The 17004-nt window shown below is 69.1% G+C and carries 19 protein-coding genes; 10 read left to right on the top strand and 9 right to left on the bottom strand.

Translation table 11 applies throughout. From position 1 onward, the window contains the following. The first annotated feature begins 311 nt into the window (after window positions 1–311). Window positions 312–539: a hypothetical protein gene (locus BHQ18_RS10750; protein WP_069413568.1), complete on the top strand. Its 228-nt coding sequence runs from the start codon at window positions 312–314 to the stop codon at window positions 537–539. 2 nt (window positions 540–541) lie between these two features. On the opposite strand, the gene BHQ18_RS10755 is transcribed toward BHQ18_RS10750, so the two are convergent. Then, window positions 542–1492: a threonine ammonia-lyase gene (locus tag BHQ18_RS10755; RefSeq protein ID WP_069413569.1), complete on the bottom strand. Its 951-nt coding sequence runs from the start codon at window positions 1490–1492 to the stop codon at window positions 542–544. A gap of 148 nt (window positions 1493–1640) precedes the next feature. On the opposite strand from BHQ18_RS10755, the gene speB reads away from it, so the two are divergent. From speB to BHQ18_RS10770, 3 genes are read left to right on the top strand one after another with little or no spacing between them, the layout of a single operon-like run. Continuing rightward, window positions 1641–2690, top strand: a complete 1050-nt coding sequence (gene speB / locus BHQ18_RS10760; protein WP_234794146.1) for an agmatinase — start codon at window positions 1641–1643, stop codon at window positions 2688–2690. Window positions 2691–2694: 4 nt separating this feature from the next. Further along, a complete protein-coding gene (locus BHQ18_RS10765; protein ID WP_069413571.1) occupies window positions 2695–3072 on the top strand; it encodes a thiol-disulfide oxidoreductase DCC family protein in 378 nt (125 codons plus the stop codon). Between the two features lie 7 nt (window positions 3073–3079). Continuing rightward, complete coding sequence (locus BHQ18_RS10770; RefSeq protein ID WP_109789250.1) at window positions 3080–3583, top strand: GNAT family N-acetyltransferase; 504 nt, start codon at window positions 3080–3082, stop codon at window positions 3581–3583. Here the strand turns inward: BHQ18_RS10770 and BHQ18_RS10775 are convergent. Continuing rightward, a complete protein-coding gene (locus BHQ18_RS10775; protein WP_084294005.1) occupies window positions 3580–4086 on the bottom strand; it encodes a lipoprotein LppJ family protein in 507 nt (168 codons plus the stop codon). The genes BHQ18_RS10770 and BHQ18_RS10775 overlap by 4 nt on opposite strands. Before the next feature lie 256 nt (window positions 4087–4342). On the opposite strand from BHQ18_RS10775, the gene BHQ18_RS10780 reads away from it, so the two are divergent. Continuing rightward, window positions 4343–6178, top strand: coding sequence for an MFS transporter (locus BHQ18_RS10780; RefSeq protein ID WP_069413572.1), 1836 nt, complete (start codon window positions 4343–4345; stop codon window positions 6176–6178). Continuing rightward, entirely contained in the window at window positions 6175–6414 is a 240-nt protein-coding gene (locus tag BHQ18_RS10785) for a DUF1660 family phage protein (RefSeq protein ID WP_069413573.1), read from the top strand. Before BHQ18_RS10780 ends, BHQ18_RS10785 begins: the two co-directional genes overlap by 4 nt. On the opposite strand, the gene BHQ18_RS10790 is transcribed toward BHQ18_RS10785, so the two are convergent. Further along, window positions 6411–7298: a cyclopropane mycolic acid synthase family methyltransferase gene (locus BHQ18_RS10790; RefSeq protein ID WP_069413574.1), complete on the bottom strand. Its 888-nt coding sequence runs from the start codon at window positions 7296–7298 to the stop codon at window positions 6411–6413. The genes BHQ18_RS10785 and BHQ18_RS10790 overlap by 4 nt on opposite strands. Window positions 7299–7473: 175 nt before the next feature. On the opposite strand from BHQ18_RS10790, the gene BHQ18_RS30745 reads away from it, so the two are divergent. After that, entirely contained in the window at window positions 7474–7599 is a 126-nt protein-coding gene (locus BHQ18_RS30745) for a hypothetical protein (RefSeq protein WP_264010148.1), read from the top strand. Window positions 7600–7601: 2 nt separating this feature from the next. Here the strand turns inward: BHQ18_RS30745 and BHQ18_RS10795 are convergent, their stop codons facing one another. Continuing rightward, window positions 7602–8483 carry a TIGR03854 family LLM class F420-dependent oxidoreductase gene (locus BHQ18_RS10795; protein ID WP_069413575.1) on the bottom strand — a complete coding sequence of 294 codons (882 nt, stop codon included), beginning with the start codon at window positions 8481–8483 and terminating at the stop codon, window positions 7602–7604. 69 nt (window positions 8484–8552) lie between these two features. Here BHQ18_RS10795 and BHQ18_RS10800 point away from each other — a divergent pair, with 69 nt between their 5' ends. The 3 genes from BHQ18_RS10800 (at window position 8553) to BHQ18_RS10810 (ending at window position 11565) form a co-directional block, all read left to right on the top strand. Next, entirely contained in the window at window positions 8553–9020 is a 468-nt protein-coding gene (locus BHQ18_RS10800) for an SRPBCC family protein (protein ID WP_069413653.1), read from the top strand. A 100-nt stretch (window positions 9021–9120) separates the two neighbouring features. Continuing rightward, window positions 9121–10428: a cytochrome P450 gene (locus BHQ18_RS10805; RefSeq protein ID WP_069413576.1), complete on the top strand. Its 1308-nt coding sequence runs from the start codon at window positions 9121–9123 to the stop codon at window positions 10426–10428. A 39-nt stretch (window positions 10429–10467) separates the two neighbouring features. Continuing rightward, the gene (locus BHQ18_RS10810; protein ID WP_069413577.1) at window positions 10468–11565 is read left to right on the top strand and encodes an Rv2629 family ribosome hibernation factor; all 1098 of its coding nucleotides are present in this window, start codon (window positions 10468–10470) and stop codon (window positions 11563–11565) included. Window positions 11566–11587: 22 nt separating this feature from the next. On the opposite strand, the gene BHQ18_RS10815 is transcribed toward BHQ18_RS10810, so the two are convergent. The 5 genes from BHQ18_RS10815 to BHQ18_RS10835 form a co-directional block, all read right to left on the bottom strand. Further along, complete coding sequence (locus tag BHQ18_RS10815) at window positions 11588–12283, bottom strand: HAD family hydrolase (protein ID WP_069413578.1); 696 nt, start codon at window positions 12281–12283, stop codon at window positions 11588–11590. Continuing rightward, window positions 12280–12744, bottom strand: coding sequence for a hypothetical protein (locus BHQ18_RS10820; RefSeq protein ID WP_069413579.1), 465 nt, complete (start codon window positions 12742–12744; stop codon window positions 12280–12282). The genes BHQ18_RS10815 and BHQ18_RS10820 overlap by 4 nt, the downstream gene beginning before the upstream one ends. Before the next feature lie 94 nt (window positions 12745–12838). Then, entirely contained in the window at window positions 12839–14083 is a 1245-nt protein-coding gene (locus BHQ18_RS10825; RefSeq protein ID WP_109789251.1) for an acyl-CoA dehydrogenase family protein, read from the bottom strand. Beyond that, window positions 14080–15396, bottom strand: a complete 1317-nt coding sequence (locus BHQ18_RS10830; protein ID WP_069413655.1) for a glutamine synthetase family protein — start codon at window positions 15394–15396, stop codon at window positions 14080–14082. The genes BHQ18_RS10825 and BHQ18_RS10830 overlap by 4 nt, the downstream gene beginning before the upstream one ends. An 8-nt stretch (window positions 15397–15404) precedes the next feature. After that, complete coding sequence (locus BHQ18_RS10835) at window positions 15405–16847, bottom strand: APC family permease (protein WP_069413580.1); 1443 nt, start codon at window positions 16845–16847, stop codon at window positions 15405–15407. Window positions 16848–17004 lie beyond the last annotated feature (157 nt).

The raw sequence follows: 17004 nt of genomic DNA on the forward strand, positions 1-17004 counted from the left end.
TTCACCGGGGTGACCGTAACAGGAGTATCGGCGTACAGCTTGCCGGGTACCGGGTGGTCGTGCGCTTCACCGCCGTCAATTGGCGGCGCCAAATGTGCTGTGTAACAAGAACCTCCTGCACGGCAGCATCGCGGTCTTTGCCGCGCTGATGTGGCCGTCGGTGGGGGCGTCCGCCGGCCGAGCGTCGTGCGATGTGGCCAACTCGTAACCGCACCGCGACGCATTTCGCTGTCGGAGGCCGCGACCATGGAACCGGACCGCCCGCGCGGGCGTCTGAAGCGACAACGGTGTCGTGACGGAGGAGGCCGACGATGTCAGTTGCGGTAGACCTCGACCTGCCGGCGGTGGACGCGCGCAGCCTCGGCACGGTGACGGTGCGGTACCTCGGCCTCGCGCGCTCGCACGCGGACTGCTCCTGCGGCTGGACCGGCAAACTTCGACTGCTCAAGGCCGCCGCCGAACAGGACGCCTGGATGCACTCGATCCACGAACGCTGCCAGGTGGCCGTACCGCTGGTGCGTCCCGCCGTCGCGCGTTGACGCTATCCGGCCAGAATCTCCTGCAGCAGGCTCGGTTGCACGTTCCCACCGGACAGCACGACCACAGTCCGGCCCGGCGGCAGATCGACCGACCGGTACGCGGCCAGGGCGACCGCACCGCTGGGCTCGCTGACCAGATGAGCTCGGTAGGCGAATTCCGCTACCGCCGAACGGATTTGATCCTCGGTCACGGTGACCACATCATCGAGCACGCGCTGCAGGTGAGCGAAGGTCAGCTCGGACGGTTGTGAGCGCAGGCCGTCGGCGATGGTGCGATTGCGGTCCTCGATGGGCCAGTCCACCCGCTGCCCGGTGCGGAACGCCTGCGCGGTGTCGCCGGCGAGTTCGGGCTCGACGCCGATGACCCGCGCCGACGGGCACAGCGCCTTGATCGCGGTGCCGATCCCGGAGGACAGTCCGCCGCCGCTGACCGGCACCAGCACCGTCTCGACGCTGGGCAGGTCCTCGGCGATCTCGAGCCCGATGGTGCCCTGCCCGGCGATGATGTCGGGGTGGTCGAACGGCGGGATCAGCACGCCGCCGGTCTCCTCGAGGACCTCGGCGGCGACCCGTTCGCGCTGCCCGGCGCCGCACAGCACCACCCGCGCACCGTGGGCGCGGGTGGCCTCCACCTTGACCGCCGGTGTCTCCTCCGGCATCACGATGTGGGCCGGAACCCCGTAGATCGCCGCCGCGTAAGCGACCGCCTGCGCATGGTTGCCGCTCGAGTAGGCCACCACTCCCCTGGTCCGCACCGACTCGTCGAGGCGGCCGATCGCGTTGAACGCGCCGCGCACCTTGAACGCGCCGACCGACTGGAGGTTCTCCGGTTTGACCCACAGCGGCCGGTCGTCGTCACCGGCCCACGGCGCCGGGATCAGCGGCGTACGCAGCACGAACGCGCGGATCCGGGCGGCGGCCTGTTCGATGTCCCCGATCGTCACCAGCTCCATCGGTTCAGTCTGGCCCAGCGCGCGACGCAGAGCCCAACCGGGAGTGCGGTCGGCCTCGCCGACGACAGGCCCGGCTCGTCGGGTGATCCGCGAAACTCGGTGTCGCGCATGGCCTGAAATGTGCTCGGCAAGGGATTACGGTCATCGCATGGGTCATGACCACGGCCATCGCCGCGAACTGCCACCGGGAATGGCCGAACAACTGGAACTGGCGTATGCGGGCGTGGCCTCGTTCGGGCACCGTCCGTTCCTCACCGAGCCCGAGCAGCTCGAGTCGTGGCGGCCCGACGTCGCGATCGTCGGCGCCCCGTTCGACATCGCCACGACCAACCGTCCCGGCGCGCGTTTCGGTCCGCGCGCGATCAGGGCGACGGCCTACGAGCCGGGCACCTATCACATGGATCTCGGTCTGGAGATCTTCGACTGGCTCGAGGTGGTCGACTTCGGCGACGCCTACTGTCCGCACGGCCAGACCGAGATCTCACACGCCAACATCCGCGAGCGCGTCCATACCGTGGCCTCGCGCGGCATCGTGCCGGTGGTGCTGGGCGGCGACCATTCCATCACCTGGCCGGCCGCGACCGCCGTCGCCGACGTGCACGGCTACGGCAACGTCGGCATCGTGCACTTCGACGCGCACGCCGACACCGCCGACGAGATCGAGGGCAACCTGGCCAGTCACGGCACCCCGATGCGGCGGCTGATCGAATCCGGTGCGGTGCCGGGGGCCAATTTCGTCCAGGTCGGGCTGCGCGGGTACTGGCCGCCGCAGGACACCTTCGAGTGGATGCTCGAACAACGCATGACCTGGCACACGATGCAGGAGATCTGGGAGCGCGGCTTCAAGGACGTGATGCGGGACGCGGTCGCCGAGGCGCTCGCCAAGGCCGACAAGCTGTATGTGTCCGTCGACATCGACGTGCTCGACCCGGCGCACGCGCCGGGCACCGGAACACCCGAACCGGGCGGTATCACCACCGCGGACCTGCTGCGCATGGTGCGCCAACTGTGTCGTGACCACGATGTCGTCGGGGTCGACGTCGTGGAGGTCGCACCGGCCTACGACCATGCCGAGTTGACCGTGAACGCCGCGCACCGGGTGGTGTTCGAGGCGCTGAGCGGTATGGCGGCGCGCCGCCGCGACGCCGCCGGTGCGGAGCCGGGCCCGCCCGCCCGGCCGGCGACGGGTGCAGACTGAACCCATGGCCGGAACCCTCTACTTCGACGGCAACTGCGGGATGTGCACCCGCGCGGTGTACTTCATCGCCAACCTCGACCGCACCGGGCAACTGAAGACCGCGCCGTTGCAGAGCCACGGTGTCGCCGAGCGGCTCGGCGTTCCGGCGTCGCGGCTCCTCGACGCGGCGCGCTGGCTGGACACCGACGGCAGTGTCTACGAGAGCGCCGAAGCGATGAACGCCGCGGTCGCGACGGCGCTCGGGACCCGGTGGCCGCTGCGCCTGTACCGGCTGCCGGGGGTCCGTGCGATACAGGACGCGGTCTACCGCTACGTCGCCGGACACCGCTACCGCTTCCCCGGTACGACGCCGTACTGCGAAACGCATCCGGTGTCCTGCTGAGCGGCCGGTGAAAACTGTCGTCGAACTGCGCCCGACGCAGCCGGTCGACCTCGACGCGATCGGCCTGATCTACCGGCACTACGTCGAAAACTCCGTCGCCACATTCGAACTCGTCGCACCCGATCGCGGCGAATGGGAGCATCGGCTGCAGGCGGTGCGCGCCGCCGGTTTGCCGTTCCTCACCGCCACGGTGGACGGCGAGGTTGCCGGTTACGGGTACTGCGCTCCGTGGAAGACCCGGCCGGCCTACCGGCACACCGTCGAGGACTCGGTGTATGTGGCCCCGCATGCGCGTGGTCGCGGCATCGGGGGCAGGCTGCTCGACGAACTGCTGATCTGTTGCGCGCAGGCCGGAATCCGTCAGGTGATCGCGGTGATCGTCGACGACGGAGCGGACTCGGCTGCGCTGCACCGCAAGCGCGGGTTCTCGGAAGCGGGCCGGCTACGCGCGGTCGGGTTCAAACACGACCGGTGGCTCGACACCGTGCTGCTGCAGCGCAGCCTGGGCTAGAAGTCCACCTCGGTCCATGCCGGGTCGTCGCGCCGGTGATCTCCGCCGACACGGCACTCCCCGTACAGTTTCGCGGTCGCGAATCCGGTTGTGGCGTCCGGGCGGTCGAGCAGTGCGATGACCCCGTCGTCGCTGAGCTTCGAGTCGTCCGCGCCCGGCACCCAGCCGTCGGCGACCAACCGGTCCACCACCGTGTCGAGCCGTCGATCATCTTCGGGCACAGCGAAAGTCAGGTGCATCGTGACCTGGTACGGCGGGCCGTCGGACGAATCGCACGGCATGAACGCATACCCTCCGCCGACGTCGCGCAGCTCCCCGGCGGCCACGATCCGGCGGGCCGCCGACATCACCTGGGCCACTGCCTCGTCCTCCCGCATCGTCTCGCCGGGGCGCGGGCCCCCGCCGGTCAGTGCGACCAGCGCCGCCCCCAGCAGCAGGCACATCGTCAGCGCGGCCCACAGCAGTGCGCGCGCGGGCCGCGAACGCAGCCGGTCAGCGGCCACGTCCGGCGATCCCGTCGACCAGAGCCCGGGTCCGCATGCCCTCGATCACGCCGACACTGTACTTCGACCCGCCCTCGTGCCAACGGGTCAATCGACGACGAGCGACCCCGTCTCCCCCGCGTCGGTGGTCGACACGATCGCCGGTGTCGACGCTGCGCGCCGCTGAGCCGATCTCGGCTGCGTGAACCGCCGCCGGGTGGGTACTCCCTAGCCGATTGGGCCACGGTCATTGCGCTAACGGTCGAGGAGGCTGCCGATGAGTTCAGGGGTGCAAACCGGCACGATCACCACGCAGGTCCCGAGTCGATTGGATCGGTTGCCGTGGTCGCGATTCCACTGGCGCGTGGTCCTCGGGCTCGGCGGCGTGTGGATCCTCGACGGCCTCGAGGTCACCATGGTCGGCAACGTCGCCTCCCGGTTGACCGAGAGCGGCAGCGGGATCGAGCTGACCGCAGGCGAAATCGGCATCGCCGCCGCGGTCTACATCGCCGGCGCCTGCCTGGGCGCACTGTTCTTCGGACAACTCACCGACCGGCTCGGCCGCAAGAAGCTGTTCCTGCTCACCCTCGCGGTCTACCTCGCCGCCACCGTCGCAACGGCTTTCGCGTTCGCGCCGTGGTACTTCTACATAGCACGGTTCTTCACCGGCGCGGGTATCGGCGGCGAATACGCCGCAATCAACTCCGCCATCGACGAGCTGATCCCGGCGCGGGTGCGCGGCCGCGTCGACCTCATCATCAACGGGTCGTACTGGCTGGGCGCGGCCGGCGGTGCCGTCGGCGCACTGGTGCTGTTGAACACCGCGATCTTCCCCGCCGACATCGGCTGGCGCATCGCGTTCGGTATCGGCGCCGTGTTCGGCCTCGTGATTCTCGTCGTGCGGCGCAACGTCCCGGAAAGTCCGCGGTGGTTGTTCATCCACGGTCGCGAGGACGAAGCCGAGCGCATCGTCGCCGAGATCGAGCGCGAGGTCGAACGCGAGACCGGGCAGAAGCTCGAGGAACCCGAGGGCGCGCTGACCGTGCGTCAGCGCAAGGCGATCCCGTTCCGCGAGATCGCCCACGTGGCGTTCACGAAGTATCCCCGCCGGGCCGTGCTCGGCCTCGCGCTGTTCATCGGGCAGGCGTTCCTCTACAACGCCTTCACGTTCAACCTGGGCACGCTGCTGAGCGGCTTCTTCGATGTTGCCTCGGGCACGGTCCCGATCTTCTACGCGCTGTGGGCGCTGAGCAACTTCGCGGGCCCGATCCTGCTCGGCCGGTTCTTCGACACAATCGGCCGAAAACCGATGATCTCGTTCGCTTATCTGGGTTCGGCGGCCGTGGCGGTGGCGCTGACTGTGCTGTTCGTGAGCCAGACGGGCGGCGTGTGGGTCTTCATGACCGTGCTCGGTGTGTGCTTCTTCCTCGCCTCATCCGGAGCCAGCGCCGCCTATCTCACTGTCAGCGAGATCTTCCCCATGGAGACGCGGGCTCTGGCGATCGCGTTCTTCTACGCGGTCGGCACCGCCATCGGCGGTATCACCGGACCGCTGCTGTTCGGCCAACTCATCGAATCCGGCGATCGCGGGCTCGTCGCGGTCAGCTTCCTGATCGGGGCGGTGGTGATGGCCGTCGGCGGCGTCGTCGAGCTGATGTTCGGTGTGAAGGCCGAAGGCCAGAAACTCGAAGACCTGGCGATGCCGCTGACGACCGCGGACGACGACGAGCAGAAGTCCGAAACGCCTTCGGAGCGTGACGAGCAACGCGCGGCCCGCCAGGCGCGCATCGCCGAGCGGACCGAACGTGAGCGGGCAGCCAGCCGGGCGCGGCGCTACCGCCCCGGCCCGGCGGCGGGTTGGTACGGGGCATGGCGCGAGCCGCCGCCGCCCGGCGCGCCCGAATCGGCGCTCGACCACGAGATCGAAACCATCGCGCGCGCGGTGAGCGAACACGAACCGATGTCCGTGCGCGAACTGCACAGGGCGGTCGGCGCGCGGTACTGGGGGCCGGGCGAGTTCCGCAAGGCGATGCGGGTGGCGTTGGCGGAGAACCGAATCGCCCGTCATCCCCGGGGCAAGGTCGGTACACCGCCGGGAACATCGCAGCAATGACCTTGAGCTGCAGCATATTCGGGCACAACCCGACATTTCGCGCTGACGGCCGCATCATGCGGTGGAGATGCGAGCGGTGCGGCGAGGCGCAGGGCGCCAAGGAGTACGCCAGCGCCGACGACGCGCGCAGATTCGCCAAAGCGTTCAACAAACGCGACGCCGACGATCTCGGCAAGCGCGCGCCGCTGCTCGGCTTGCTGCCGCTGCGACTGTGGCGGGCCCTGCGCCGGCGTTAACTCTTCGTCAGGGTGAACTGGCAGATGTCGGTGTAGCCCTCGCGGAACAGGTCGGCGCAGCCGGTCAGGTACTTCATGTACCGGTCGTACACCTCTTCGGACTGGATCGCGATCGCCTCGTCCTTGTGGGCCTCGAGCGCCGTGCTCCAGTAATCCAGTGTGCGGGCGTAGTGCAACCGCAGCGGCTGGACCAGGCCCACCTTGAAGCCCGCCTGGGTCGCGTGCTTCTTCACGACGACGGGCTGAGGGAGATCCCCGCCGGGAAAGATCTCGTCCAAGATGAATTTGAAGAACCGGATCTTGGTCATGGTCAGCGGCAGGCCGCGGGCCGCGAACTCCTCATCGTCGGGCTTGACGATGGTATGCAGCATCATCACGCCGTCGTCGGGCAGCGCATCGTGTGCCATCTTGAAGAACTCGGTGTAGCGGTCCCGACCGAAGTGCTCGAACGCGCCGATCGACACGATGCGATCGACCGGTTCGTGGAACTGCTCCCAACCCTGCAGCAGAACCCGCTTACTGCGGGGGCTGTCGATGCCGTCGAGCACCTTCTGCACGTGGTTCTGCTGATTCTTGCTCAGCGTCAGGCCGATCACGTTGACGTCGTACTTCTCCACGGCCCGCTTGACCGTGGCGCCCCAGCCGCAGCCGATATCGAGCAGCGTCATGCCGGGCTCGAGACCGAGCTTGCCCAGCGACAGGTCGATCTTGGCGATCTGGGCTTCCTCGAGCGTCATCTCGTCCCGCTCGAAGTAGGCGCAGCTGTAAGTCTGCGTGGGATCGAGGAAGAGCCGATAGAACTCGTCGGACAGGTCGTAGTGCGACTGCACGTCCTCGAAGTGCGGCTCGAGGTCGGGCGTCGAATTGGTGGTCTGTTCTGGCACGGTGGCAGCCTCTGGCGTCAAGTGTGTTGGTTCGAAGCTCCGCACGGTTGGAAGCCTCCCCCGTCGATGGGCAGTTTACGCACAGCAGCTGATAGTCGACCCCATTGACCTGTTCAGCGCTTTGACGGGCGCTGAAGGCGGACCGGTTTCGCCGCGGACGCGCCGGGTAGGCGCCATGAGCACATCACCCGACGACGGGATCGACCCCGACGCCGATCCGGAGATGACGCAGAACACGGCGATCAAGCAGTACGACCAGGCCGAGGGGGACGACGAGGAGGCCGAGACCGGGCAGCGCTGACGTCAGGTTTGGCGGGGCGACACCTCGGCGACGAAGCGCTCGACGAACCGGTCCATGGGTGCCGGGCCCGCCGAGCGCAGCACGAACTTCGTCAACCCGGCGTCGATGTACGCGTCGAGCTGTCGGTGCAGTTGAGGCCAGCCGGCCGCGATCAGCTCGGTCGGGTCGACATCGGGCCTGCGCTGCCGCACCGCAGCCAGCAGCTGCGGCGACGGCTCCCCGTCGGCGACGGCCAGGTTGATCCCGAAGTGGTCGGGCTCCACCTCCCGGCCCGCCTCGTCGGCGGCCCGTTGGATCGCCTCACGAGCTCGGCGGGCCTCGTCGGGGGTGACGAAGCTGCCCAGCCAGCCGTCGGCCAGGCGCCCGATGCGCCGCAACGCCGCCGGCGCCGACCCGCCCAACCAGATGTCGAGCGGCTTGCGCGGACGTGGGGACACCGCCGCGTCGTGCACGGTGTAGTGGTTCCCGCGAAACGAGACGACGTCGCGCTCCAGAACCGCCCGCAGCAGTTGCAGGGCCTCGTCGAAGACGGCGGCGCGGGCACCGTCGGGCACCACGAAGACCTCGCGCTCACCGGCCAGCGCCGGACGCAGACCGAACACCGGCAGCACCCGGCCGGGCGCCAGCGCGGCCAGCGACGCGAGTTGTTTGGCCACCAGCACCGGATGGCGGCCCGGCAGCACCGCGACCGAGGTGCCGACCTTCAGCGTGGCGGTGCGGGCCAGCGCAAACGTCATCCCGATGAACGGTTCGACGGCCTCGGAGTAGACGAGTTCGGAGAACCACAGCGAGTCCACCGACCGGGCCTCCAGATGGTCGACGATCCCGGCGAGCTGTGTGGGTGCGGTGTCGCCGGCGAGCCCGATCCCGAAACGGATTTTCACTTCGGTTGATGCTACTGCGCCCGCCCGGGTGCAACAGTGGACCGAAACCTCGAAGAGAACGGAGAGATGGTGGACGGAGCGGTGTCCGTGACGATGGCTGCGCCGGCGCAGCGGATCTGGGATCTGATCGCCGACGTGCGCAACACCGGCAAGTACTCCCCTGAGGTGATGGAGGCCGAATGGCTGGGCGGGGCGACCGGACCGGCGCTGGGCGCCCGGTTCCGCGGTCACGTCAAACGCAACGAGATCGGCCCGGTGTACTGGACGACGTGCGAGGTGACCGCGTGTGAACCCGGCCGCGAGTTCGGCTTCGCGGTCCTGCTCGGCGACAAACCGGTCAACAACTGGCATTACCGGCTGACCCCGACCGCCGACGGCGGCACCGAGGTCACCGAGTCCTTCCGGCTCAACGACTCACTGCTGATGAAGGTGTTCGCGGTGCTCGGCGGTCAGCTCCGTCGACGGCGCAACCTCCGCGACATGCGCAAGACGCTGGAACGCATCAAAGCCGTCGTGGAGTCGCCCGAGGCCGGCTGACCGGCGTATTGCACTGCGCGGCGGGGGGTTTACGGCGCATCGGCAGGCGTCGTGACCAATCGGTGCCTGTGCGGACCGGCGTCGGCCTACCCTCGGCAGGATGAGCACGGCCGCGCACACGTCTTCGCAACATCTGGTCCGGGTCAACGGCGCGCCGCCCCCGGACGTGCCCCTCGCCGACGTCGACCTCAGTTCCTGGAAGTTCTGGTTGCGTCCCGACGACTACCGCGACGGTGCCTTCGCCACCCTGCGCCGTGAAGCCCCGGTGTCGTTTCACGAGCCACCCGAGTACCCGGGCGTCGACGTGGGGCCCGGGCACTGGGCGATCACCCGGTTCGAGGACGTCTGGTATGCCAGCCGGCATCCGCACATCTTCAGCTCGAGCCCGAGCATCACGATCAACGACTCCAACCCCGACCTGGCGGAGTACTTCGGTTCGATGATCGTGATGGACGACCCGCGGCACCTGCGCCTGCGCAACATCGTCAGCCGGGCCTTCACCCCGCGGGTCGTCGCGCGCACCGAGGAGTCGGTCCGCCACCGGGCCCGTCGCCTCGTGCAGACGATGATCGCCGAACATCCCGACGGCACCGGCGAATTGGTCAACGAACTGGCCGGCCCGCTGCCTCTGCAGGTGATCTGCGACATGATGGGCATCCCCGAAGGCGACCACGCGCAGATCTTCCACTGGACCAACGTGATCCTCGGTTTCGGCGACAAGGACATCGCGCAGGACTACGAGGAACTGGTCAAGGTCGCGATGGACATCGGCGCGTACGCCACCGCGCTCGCCGAGGACCGCCGGGCGCGCCCGCAGGAGGACCTCACGACGGCGCTGGTGCAGGCCGAGGTCGACGGTGAGCGGTTGACGTCGGCGGAGATCGCGTCGTTCTTCATCCTGCTCGTCGTCGCGGGCAACGAGACCACCCGCAACGCGATCAGCCATGGCGTGCTGGCCCTGACCCGCTACCCCGACGAGCGGGCGCGGTGGTGGGCCGACTACGAGGCGCTGGCCCCGACCGCCGTCGAGGAGATCGTGCGGTGGGCCTCGCCGGTGATCTACATGCGCCGCAGACTCACCCAGGACTGCGAGCTGAGCGGGGTGAAGATGAAGGCCGGCGACAAGGCCACGCTGTGGTACTCGTCGGCGAACCGCGACGAGGACAAATTCGCCGACCCGTGGACCTTCGACGTCGGCCGCAGCCCGAACCCGCACGCCGGGTACGGCGGGGGCGGCGCGCACTTCTGCCTGGGCGCCAACCTGGCCCGCCGCGAGATCAGCGTCGTCTTCGAGGAGTTGCACCGGCAGATCCCCGACATCGCCGCCACCGAGGAGCCGGCGCGGCTGCTGTCGTTGTTCATCCACGGGATCAAGCGGCTGCCGGTGTCCTGGACACCGCCGCGGTAGGCATGTGTCGGTGGCCCGTCGGCGGGTAACCCAACGGCCATGCAATCGGAACACTTTCGCACACTGCTGACCTCGACCGGCCCGTTCGCCTCGGTGTACTTCGACGACTCCCACAACACCGAGGACGCGTCCGCCCAGTTGGAGCTGAAGTGGCGGGCGCTGCGCGAACAGCTCGAGCAGCAGGGCGCCGATCCGGCGGTGACCGAGAGCGTCGAACAGGCCGTCGTCGACAGCAGGCCACCGGTGGGCCGCAGCGGCCGGGCCGTTGTCGCCGGCCCGGAGGGTGTCCTGGTCAACGAGCACCTGATCCGGCCGGCCGGCCCCACCGTGCGGGTCTCGGAACTGCCCTATCTGGTGCCGCTGGTCGAGCACGGTCTCGACCGGCCGGCCTACGCGGTGGTGATCGTCGACCACGAGGGCGGCGATCTCACGCTGTACCGCGAGGGCACCGCGGTCAGGGACACCGTCGACGGCGACGCCTACCCGGTCCACAAGGCCGCGGGTGCGGACACGCCGGGCTACGGGGATCCGCAGCGCACCGCGGAGGGCGCGCGCGAACAGAACATCCGGGCCGTGGCGAACCAACTGACCACGCTGGTCGACGACGCCTCCCCGGAGGTGGTGTTCGTCGTCGGCGAGGTGCAGTCGCGAAGCGACCTCACCGCGCAGCTCCCCGATCGGGTCGCCGATCTGGTGGTCGACGTCGCCGTCGGCGCGCGGCGCAGCGGCTTCGACGACGCCGACCTCAAGCACGCCATCGACCAGGAATTCCAGCGGCGCCGGGTGGCCGCCATCGACGAGGCGGCGCAACGCTTCACGGCCGAACTCGGCCGCGGCGAGGGGTTGGCCACCGAGGGCATCGACGGCGTCACGGCGGCGCTGCGCGCCGGTGCGGTCGAGACGCTGATCATCGGCGACGTGGGGGATGCCACGGTGGTGGCCGGCGACGATCTGTCGACCATCGCGCCGAACGAGAACGTGCTCTCCGAACTCGGGACCGCGCCGACCCGGACGTTGCGCGTCGACGAGGCCCTGCCGATGGCCGCGATCGCGACCGGGGCCGCGCTCATCCGCACCGACGAGCGCATCGATCCCGCCGACGGCGTGGCCGCGATCCTGCGCTACGCGCTGCCCTGACCCGGGTCCGCCCCGGTCGCGGTCAGCGGGCGCCGACGATGTTGGCCAGCGCCGCGATCGGGGTGTCGTCGAGGTGCTGGCACAGTTCCAGCGGGTTCTCGAAAACCCGTTGGGCGCCGGCGGTTTCCAGCTCGTCGCGGGACACTCCCCCGCTGAGCACACCGAGGCTGTCGACGCCTGCGCGCGCGCAGGCCTCCATGTCCCAGACCGAGTCACCGACGAACACGGCGTGCGCGGCGACCACGTTCGCCCGTTCCAGAGCGACGTTGACGATGTCGGGTTTCGGTTTGGCGGTGTCGACGTCCTCAGACGACGTGATCGCCGAGACCAGGTGGTCGCTGTCGAGCACGTCGCGCAGCAGGGCCAGTTCGTCTTCGGGAGCCGAAGTGGCCAGCACCACCTGCACGCCGAGTTTGTGCACCGCCTCCAGCAGGCCGCGCGCTCCGGGCAGGCACTTCAGGTGCGGCGCCAACTCCTTGTAGTACCGCGAGTGCAGATCCTTGGCCTGTTCACGGGTCGCGTCGTCGGAGTCCGGTGTCAACGTCTTGACCAGGGTGGTGCCGTCCATGCCGATCAGCCGGTGGATCCGCCACGCCTCGACGCCGCAGCCGGCCTCCTCGAAGGCCTGGTACCAGGCGTGCACGTGCAGATAGTTGGAATCGACCAGCGTGCCGTCGATGTCGAACAGCACTGCCGAGGTCGGGGCCGGAGCGCTCACGGCCGCCGATGCTCCACCGGGGCGTCCGTGGTCTTGGTGGCATCTTTTGCCCTGGTGCCGTCACGGGGGTCGGCGGCCGAGTCGCGAACGGCGTCCGTCTTACGGCCGTGGTCGTTGACGCGGGGGTCGAGCGCGTCGGCGCGGGCCCGCTGCTCGTCGAGTTCGTCGCGCTTGGAGTTCACCGCGTCGCGGTGGGTGCGGGCGCGGTCCTGTAACCGGGCCGCTTCGGCGGCCTTGGCCTCGGCTTCGGCCTGTGCGGCGCGGGCGCGCGCCTCGGTCTCCTGGGCGACGGTCTCGCGCTTCTCGACGTGCTGGGCCTTCTGGTCGACTTCGGCGCGGAGCCGCTCGGCTTCCAGTCGACGACGCTCGTTGCGCGCGCGCCGGGCCAGGAAGACGATCAGAGCGACGGCCAGCAGGGCGGCGATCGCGACCACGATCCATACGACGACGTTGTTATCCATGTCGGCTCCTTCGATCGGTCGAAGCCGGCTCATTGACGAACCCGCTAATTCGTCGGGATGCCCCCGCGGACGGCGGGTTAAACGAGGACGTCGCTCAGAAGTAGCCGTTGGCCGGCGGCCAGACGCCGTTGACGGCGTAGTTCCCCGCCACGTACGCCTTGTACGCGAGCGGGCTGTGGCTGGCGATCGTGCGCACGTTGCGCCAGTGCCGGTCGAGGTTGAGGGCGCGTGCGGTAGCCGATGCTCCCCCGGTGTCGAACAACCGCTCGGCCGCCGTGAGCGCCAGCCGTTCGCTGACCAACTGCGCCCGCGCGACCGCGACAGCTGCAGCGGCCAATGCCTCCGGACTCTCGTGACTGCCCGTGTCGAGCAGCGCGTCGATGTCGTCGGCGGCGCTGAGCACGATGGCCTCGGCGGCGGCTGCCTCGGCGGTGATGTCGCCGACCGCCTGCAGGACGAACGGGTCGGCCGATGCGGAGTCGGCGAGCGAATGCGCGGCCGGTCGCGCCCTGGTTCGTACATAGGCGACCGCGTCGTCGGCGACGGCACGAGCGATCCCCGCTGTCACGGCGGCCAGATACAACTGCAGGAACGCGGTGCCGTGACCCAAGTGCTTTCCGTCGGACACCGTGGTCACTTCGTCCGGGTGCACCACCACGTCGGTGAAGCGGGTGCCGCCGCTGGCCGTGGCGCGCTGACCGAATCCGTCCCAGTCGTCGTAGAGTTCGACGCCCGCGCGGTCGGCCGGAATGACCGCCTGCAGGTCCCTGCCGTCCGCGTCGATCGCTGACACCGCGATGAGGTCGGCGAACTGCGTTCCGGTGGAGTAGAACTTGTAACCGTTGAGGCGCAGCGTGCCGTCGCTGTCGGCGAGTACCCGGGTCTGCGCGCTCGACGGCGTCTTTCCGTGGCCGTCGGTGATCGCGTTGCCGAACACCAGCCCGTCGCGGATCGGCGGGAACCAGCGCCTGCGTTCGGTCTCGGTGGCGCGGTTGCTCAGCAGTCGCTCGGCGAAACCGAAGTGCGGCCGAAGTGCTTGGGCCACATTGGAACTGCCGCGTGCGATCTCGATGACGGCGGAAAGCACCTGGCGGGCGGTGGCCCCGGGGCCGCCGTAGCGGGCCGGAACCCGCAGCCCCAGCAGGCCCGCGCCGCGTAGCCGGGCCACCGCGTCGACCTGCAGGACCCGGTCGCGTTCGGCGGTGGCGTCGACCTGCCGGAGTTCGGTGACGATCTGTGGGAGCCGGGCCAACCGGTCGGCGGCCGAGCCTCCCGCCGGACTGTCCGGAAACGGTGCCCGCGGGGCCACCACGACGTCGGGCGCCGACAGGGTCGTCATGACCGCACCAGATAACGTTGCCGTTCCCAGTCGCTGACGTGGCCGACGTATTGCTGCCACTCGCTGCGGGCGATCGCGGCGAAGTCGTGCACCGAGTCTTCGCCGAGGATTTCGGCGATCGTGTCGTCCCGGGTGGCCAGTTCGATCGCGACGCCGAGCGACTCCGGAAGCGCCGTGCCGCTGCCGTAGAGATTGCCGTCGCCCCGTTCGGGCGGACGGCTGCGGCCCTCGATTCCCGCGATCACGGCGGCCAGCGCCGAGGCGACCAACCAGTACGGGTTCGAATCCGACGCGCCACTGCGCAGTTCGATCCGCGTCGCGGTCGGATCGGCCTCGATCAGCGAACGCACTGCCGCGCTGCGGTTGTCGCGGCTCCAGGTGACGGTGGCGGGCGCGAACGAGTCGGGGACGAACCGCCGGTAGGCGTTGACCGAGTGCGCACCGAACAAGGTGATCGACGGCAGGTGTTCGAGCAGACCGGCGATGGCGTGCAGGGCCAATTCGTTCTCTGCCCCGCGGTCGGCGGCGAACGCCGGCGCACCGTCCTGCCACAGCGAAATGTGGAGATGCGCTGAGCTTCCCGAGTACTCGGTGAACGGCTTGGCCATGAAGGTCGCCAGCTTGCCGTGATTGCGGGCCACTTCCCTGGTGGCGTACTTGAGCCGCGCTGCGTCGTCGGCGGCCTCCAGCGCGTCGGTGTAGACGAGGTTGGTCTCCACCTGGCCGGGACCGTACTCGGTTTGAACTCCCTCCAGATGCGTGAAGGCGCTGAGGGTTTCGTAGAGGTCAGTGATCAGCGGGTCGAGTGCGTTCGCGTTCTGGAGTGAGTAGGCGTGGATGTCGTTCTGAAACGGTGAACCGTCGGGATCGAGAAGGTAGAACTCCAGTTCCACTCCGACTTTGGCGGTGTAGCCGTGCGACGCGAGCCGAGCCAACACTCGTTTGAGCACCGCTCGGGGATCCAGCAGCGAGGGGCGGCGATCGTGGGTGACGATGTCGGCGATCACATGCCCGGCCCGCGGACGCCACGGCACCGTGCGGAACGTGCTCAGATCCGGGACCGCGTAGACGTCGGGGTACCCGCCGTCCCAGTTGGTCAGCCGGAGTCCGTCGACGACGGTGCCGTCGGTGTTCCAGCCGAGCGAGGCCTCACAGAACGCGAAGCCGGAGCCCCGGGCGCGGTCGAGGAACTGGGTGGCCGGGATGCGTTTGCCCTGAGCGTGTCCGAACGCATCGCTCCAGGCGACCTCCACCTCTTCAAGGTTCGTCAGACGCTCCAGCAGCCCCGGGTCCGGTGTCTGGGCTGGCACGATCGTGCGGGTCACGCGGGTGCCCCCTCGCCGGCCCGGCCGCCGAGCCGCGCGCCGACGACGGCACCGCCGGTGAACGCGCCGACCAACAGCGCCAGGATGATCCACGCCAGCACACTCGAACCGCCCACCAGGTCGCTGAGGTTGGTGAGAATGAGCACCAGCGAGGCGGCCAGCCCGAGCAACCCCAGCGCCGGGGCGATCCGCACCCGCCACAGCGAATGGCCGCGCCGGTCGGAGGCGAAGAACACCAGCACGGCGACTGACGTCGCGATCAACAACACCACGAACCCGACCGTCGTGGTCCCGGCGAACCAGGTGTAGAACTGGGCGGCCGGGTCCAGCCCGACCAGCGCCGCGAGCGCGATGCTGACCGCGACCACACCGGAGATCCACAGCGACGCCCGATGCGGTGAGCCGTGCCGCGGGTGCGGATAGCTCAGCGACGCGGGCAGCACATCGCGCTGCGCCAGCGCGAACACGTAGCGCGCGGCGACGTTGTGGAAGGCCAGGATGCAGGCGAACAAGCTGGTGAAGTACAGGACCGTGATGATGTCGGTGCCGACGATGCCCAGATAGCGCTGGGTGGTGTCGGCCAGGAACGTGCCGCCGGCTTCGGTCGCCCGGGTGACGGCCTGCTCGTCACCCCAGCCGGAGACCAGCGCCCAGCTGGTGACCGCGTAGAACACGCCGATCAGCAGCAGCGCCGCGTAGGTGGCGCGCGGGATGGTGCGTTCGGGCGTGCGGGCCTCGTCGCGGAAGATCGCCGTCGCCTCGAAACCGACGTAGCTGATCATCGCGAACAACAGCCCGATACCCAGGGAGCCGGAAACGATCGTGTCCGGGTTGACGATTCCGGTGGACAGCCCGTGGTCACCTCCGCGCAGCACGATCCCCAGGTCGAGCACGACCACGATCGCGATCTCGGCAGTCAGCAGCACGCCGAGCACACGGCTGGACAACTCGATGTTGCGGTATCCCAGGTATGTCGTCACCACGAACGCGGCGGCGGCGATCAACCACCACGGCAGCGTCGGACCCCCGAACAGCTCCACCACGCTCGCGCCGGCGGGCCCGAGCAGCCCGTAGACACCGGCCTCCATCGCGACGTAGCTCAGCAGCGCGACGAACGCGACGCCGATGCCGACCGGGGCCCCCAATGCCGTTCGGACGTAGGAGAAGAACGCCCCGGCCTCCTCGACGTACGGTGTGAGCGCGGTGAAACCGACCGCGAAGAACAACAGCACGACGGTGGCCGCGACGAAGGTGGCGGGAAACCCGGCCCCGTTACCGGCCGCCAGGCCCAGGGGGACGACACCGCCGACAACGCCCAGCGGTGCGGCGGCAGCGACCACCATGAACACGATCGCGGGTACGCCGAGGTTTCCGCGCAGCTTGCGTGCGGCTGCGGGCGGATCGGCCAATGCGTCTGGCGTTGCGAGTGTTTCGGACAACGGGAACCGTCCTTCGGTAAGAGGTAGACGCACGATAGAGACGGGGGTGCCGCACGAGCCATATCTGGAGTCAGCGTGAGTTGTAGGCCGTCACATTCGGACACATTCACCGCGTGCGGGCGGGTTGCGCGTGGTCTCGGTGTGGGTAGTCTTCCCG

This window comes from Mycolicibacterium flavescens (assembly GCF_001722335.1).
Taxonomy (GTDB): Bacteria; Actinomycetota; Actinomycetes; order Mycobacteriales; family Mycobacteriaceae; genus Mycobacterium; species Mycobacterium flavescens.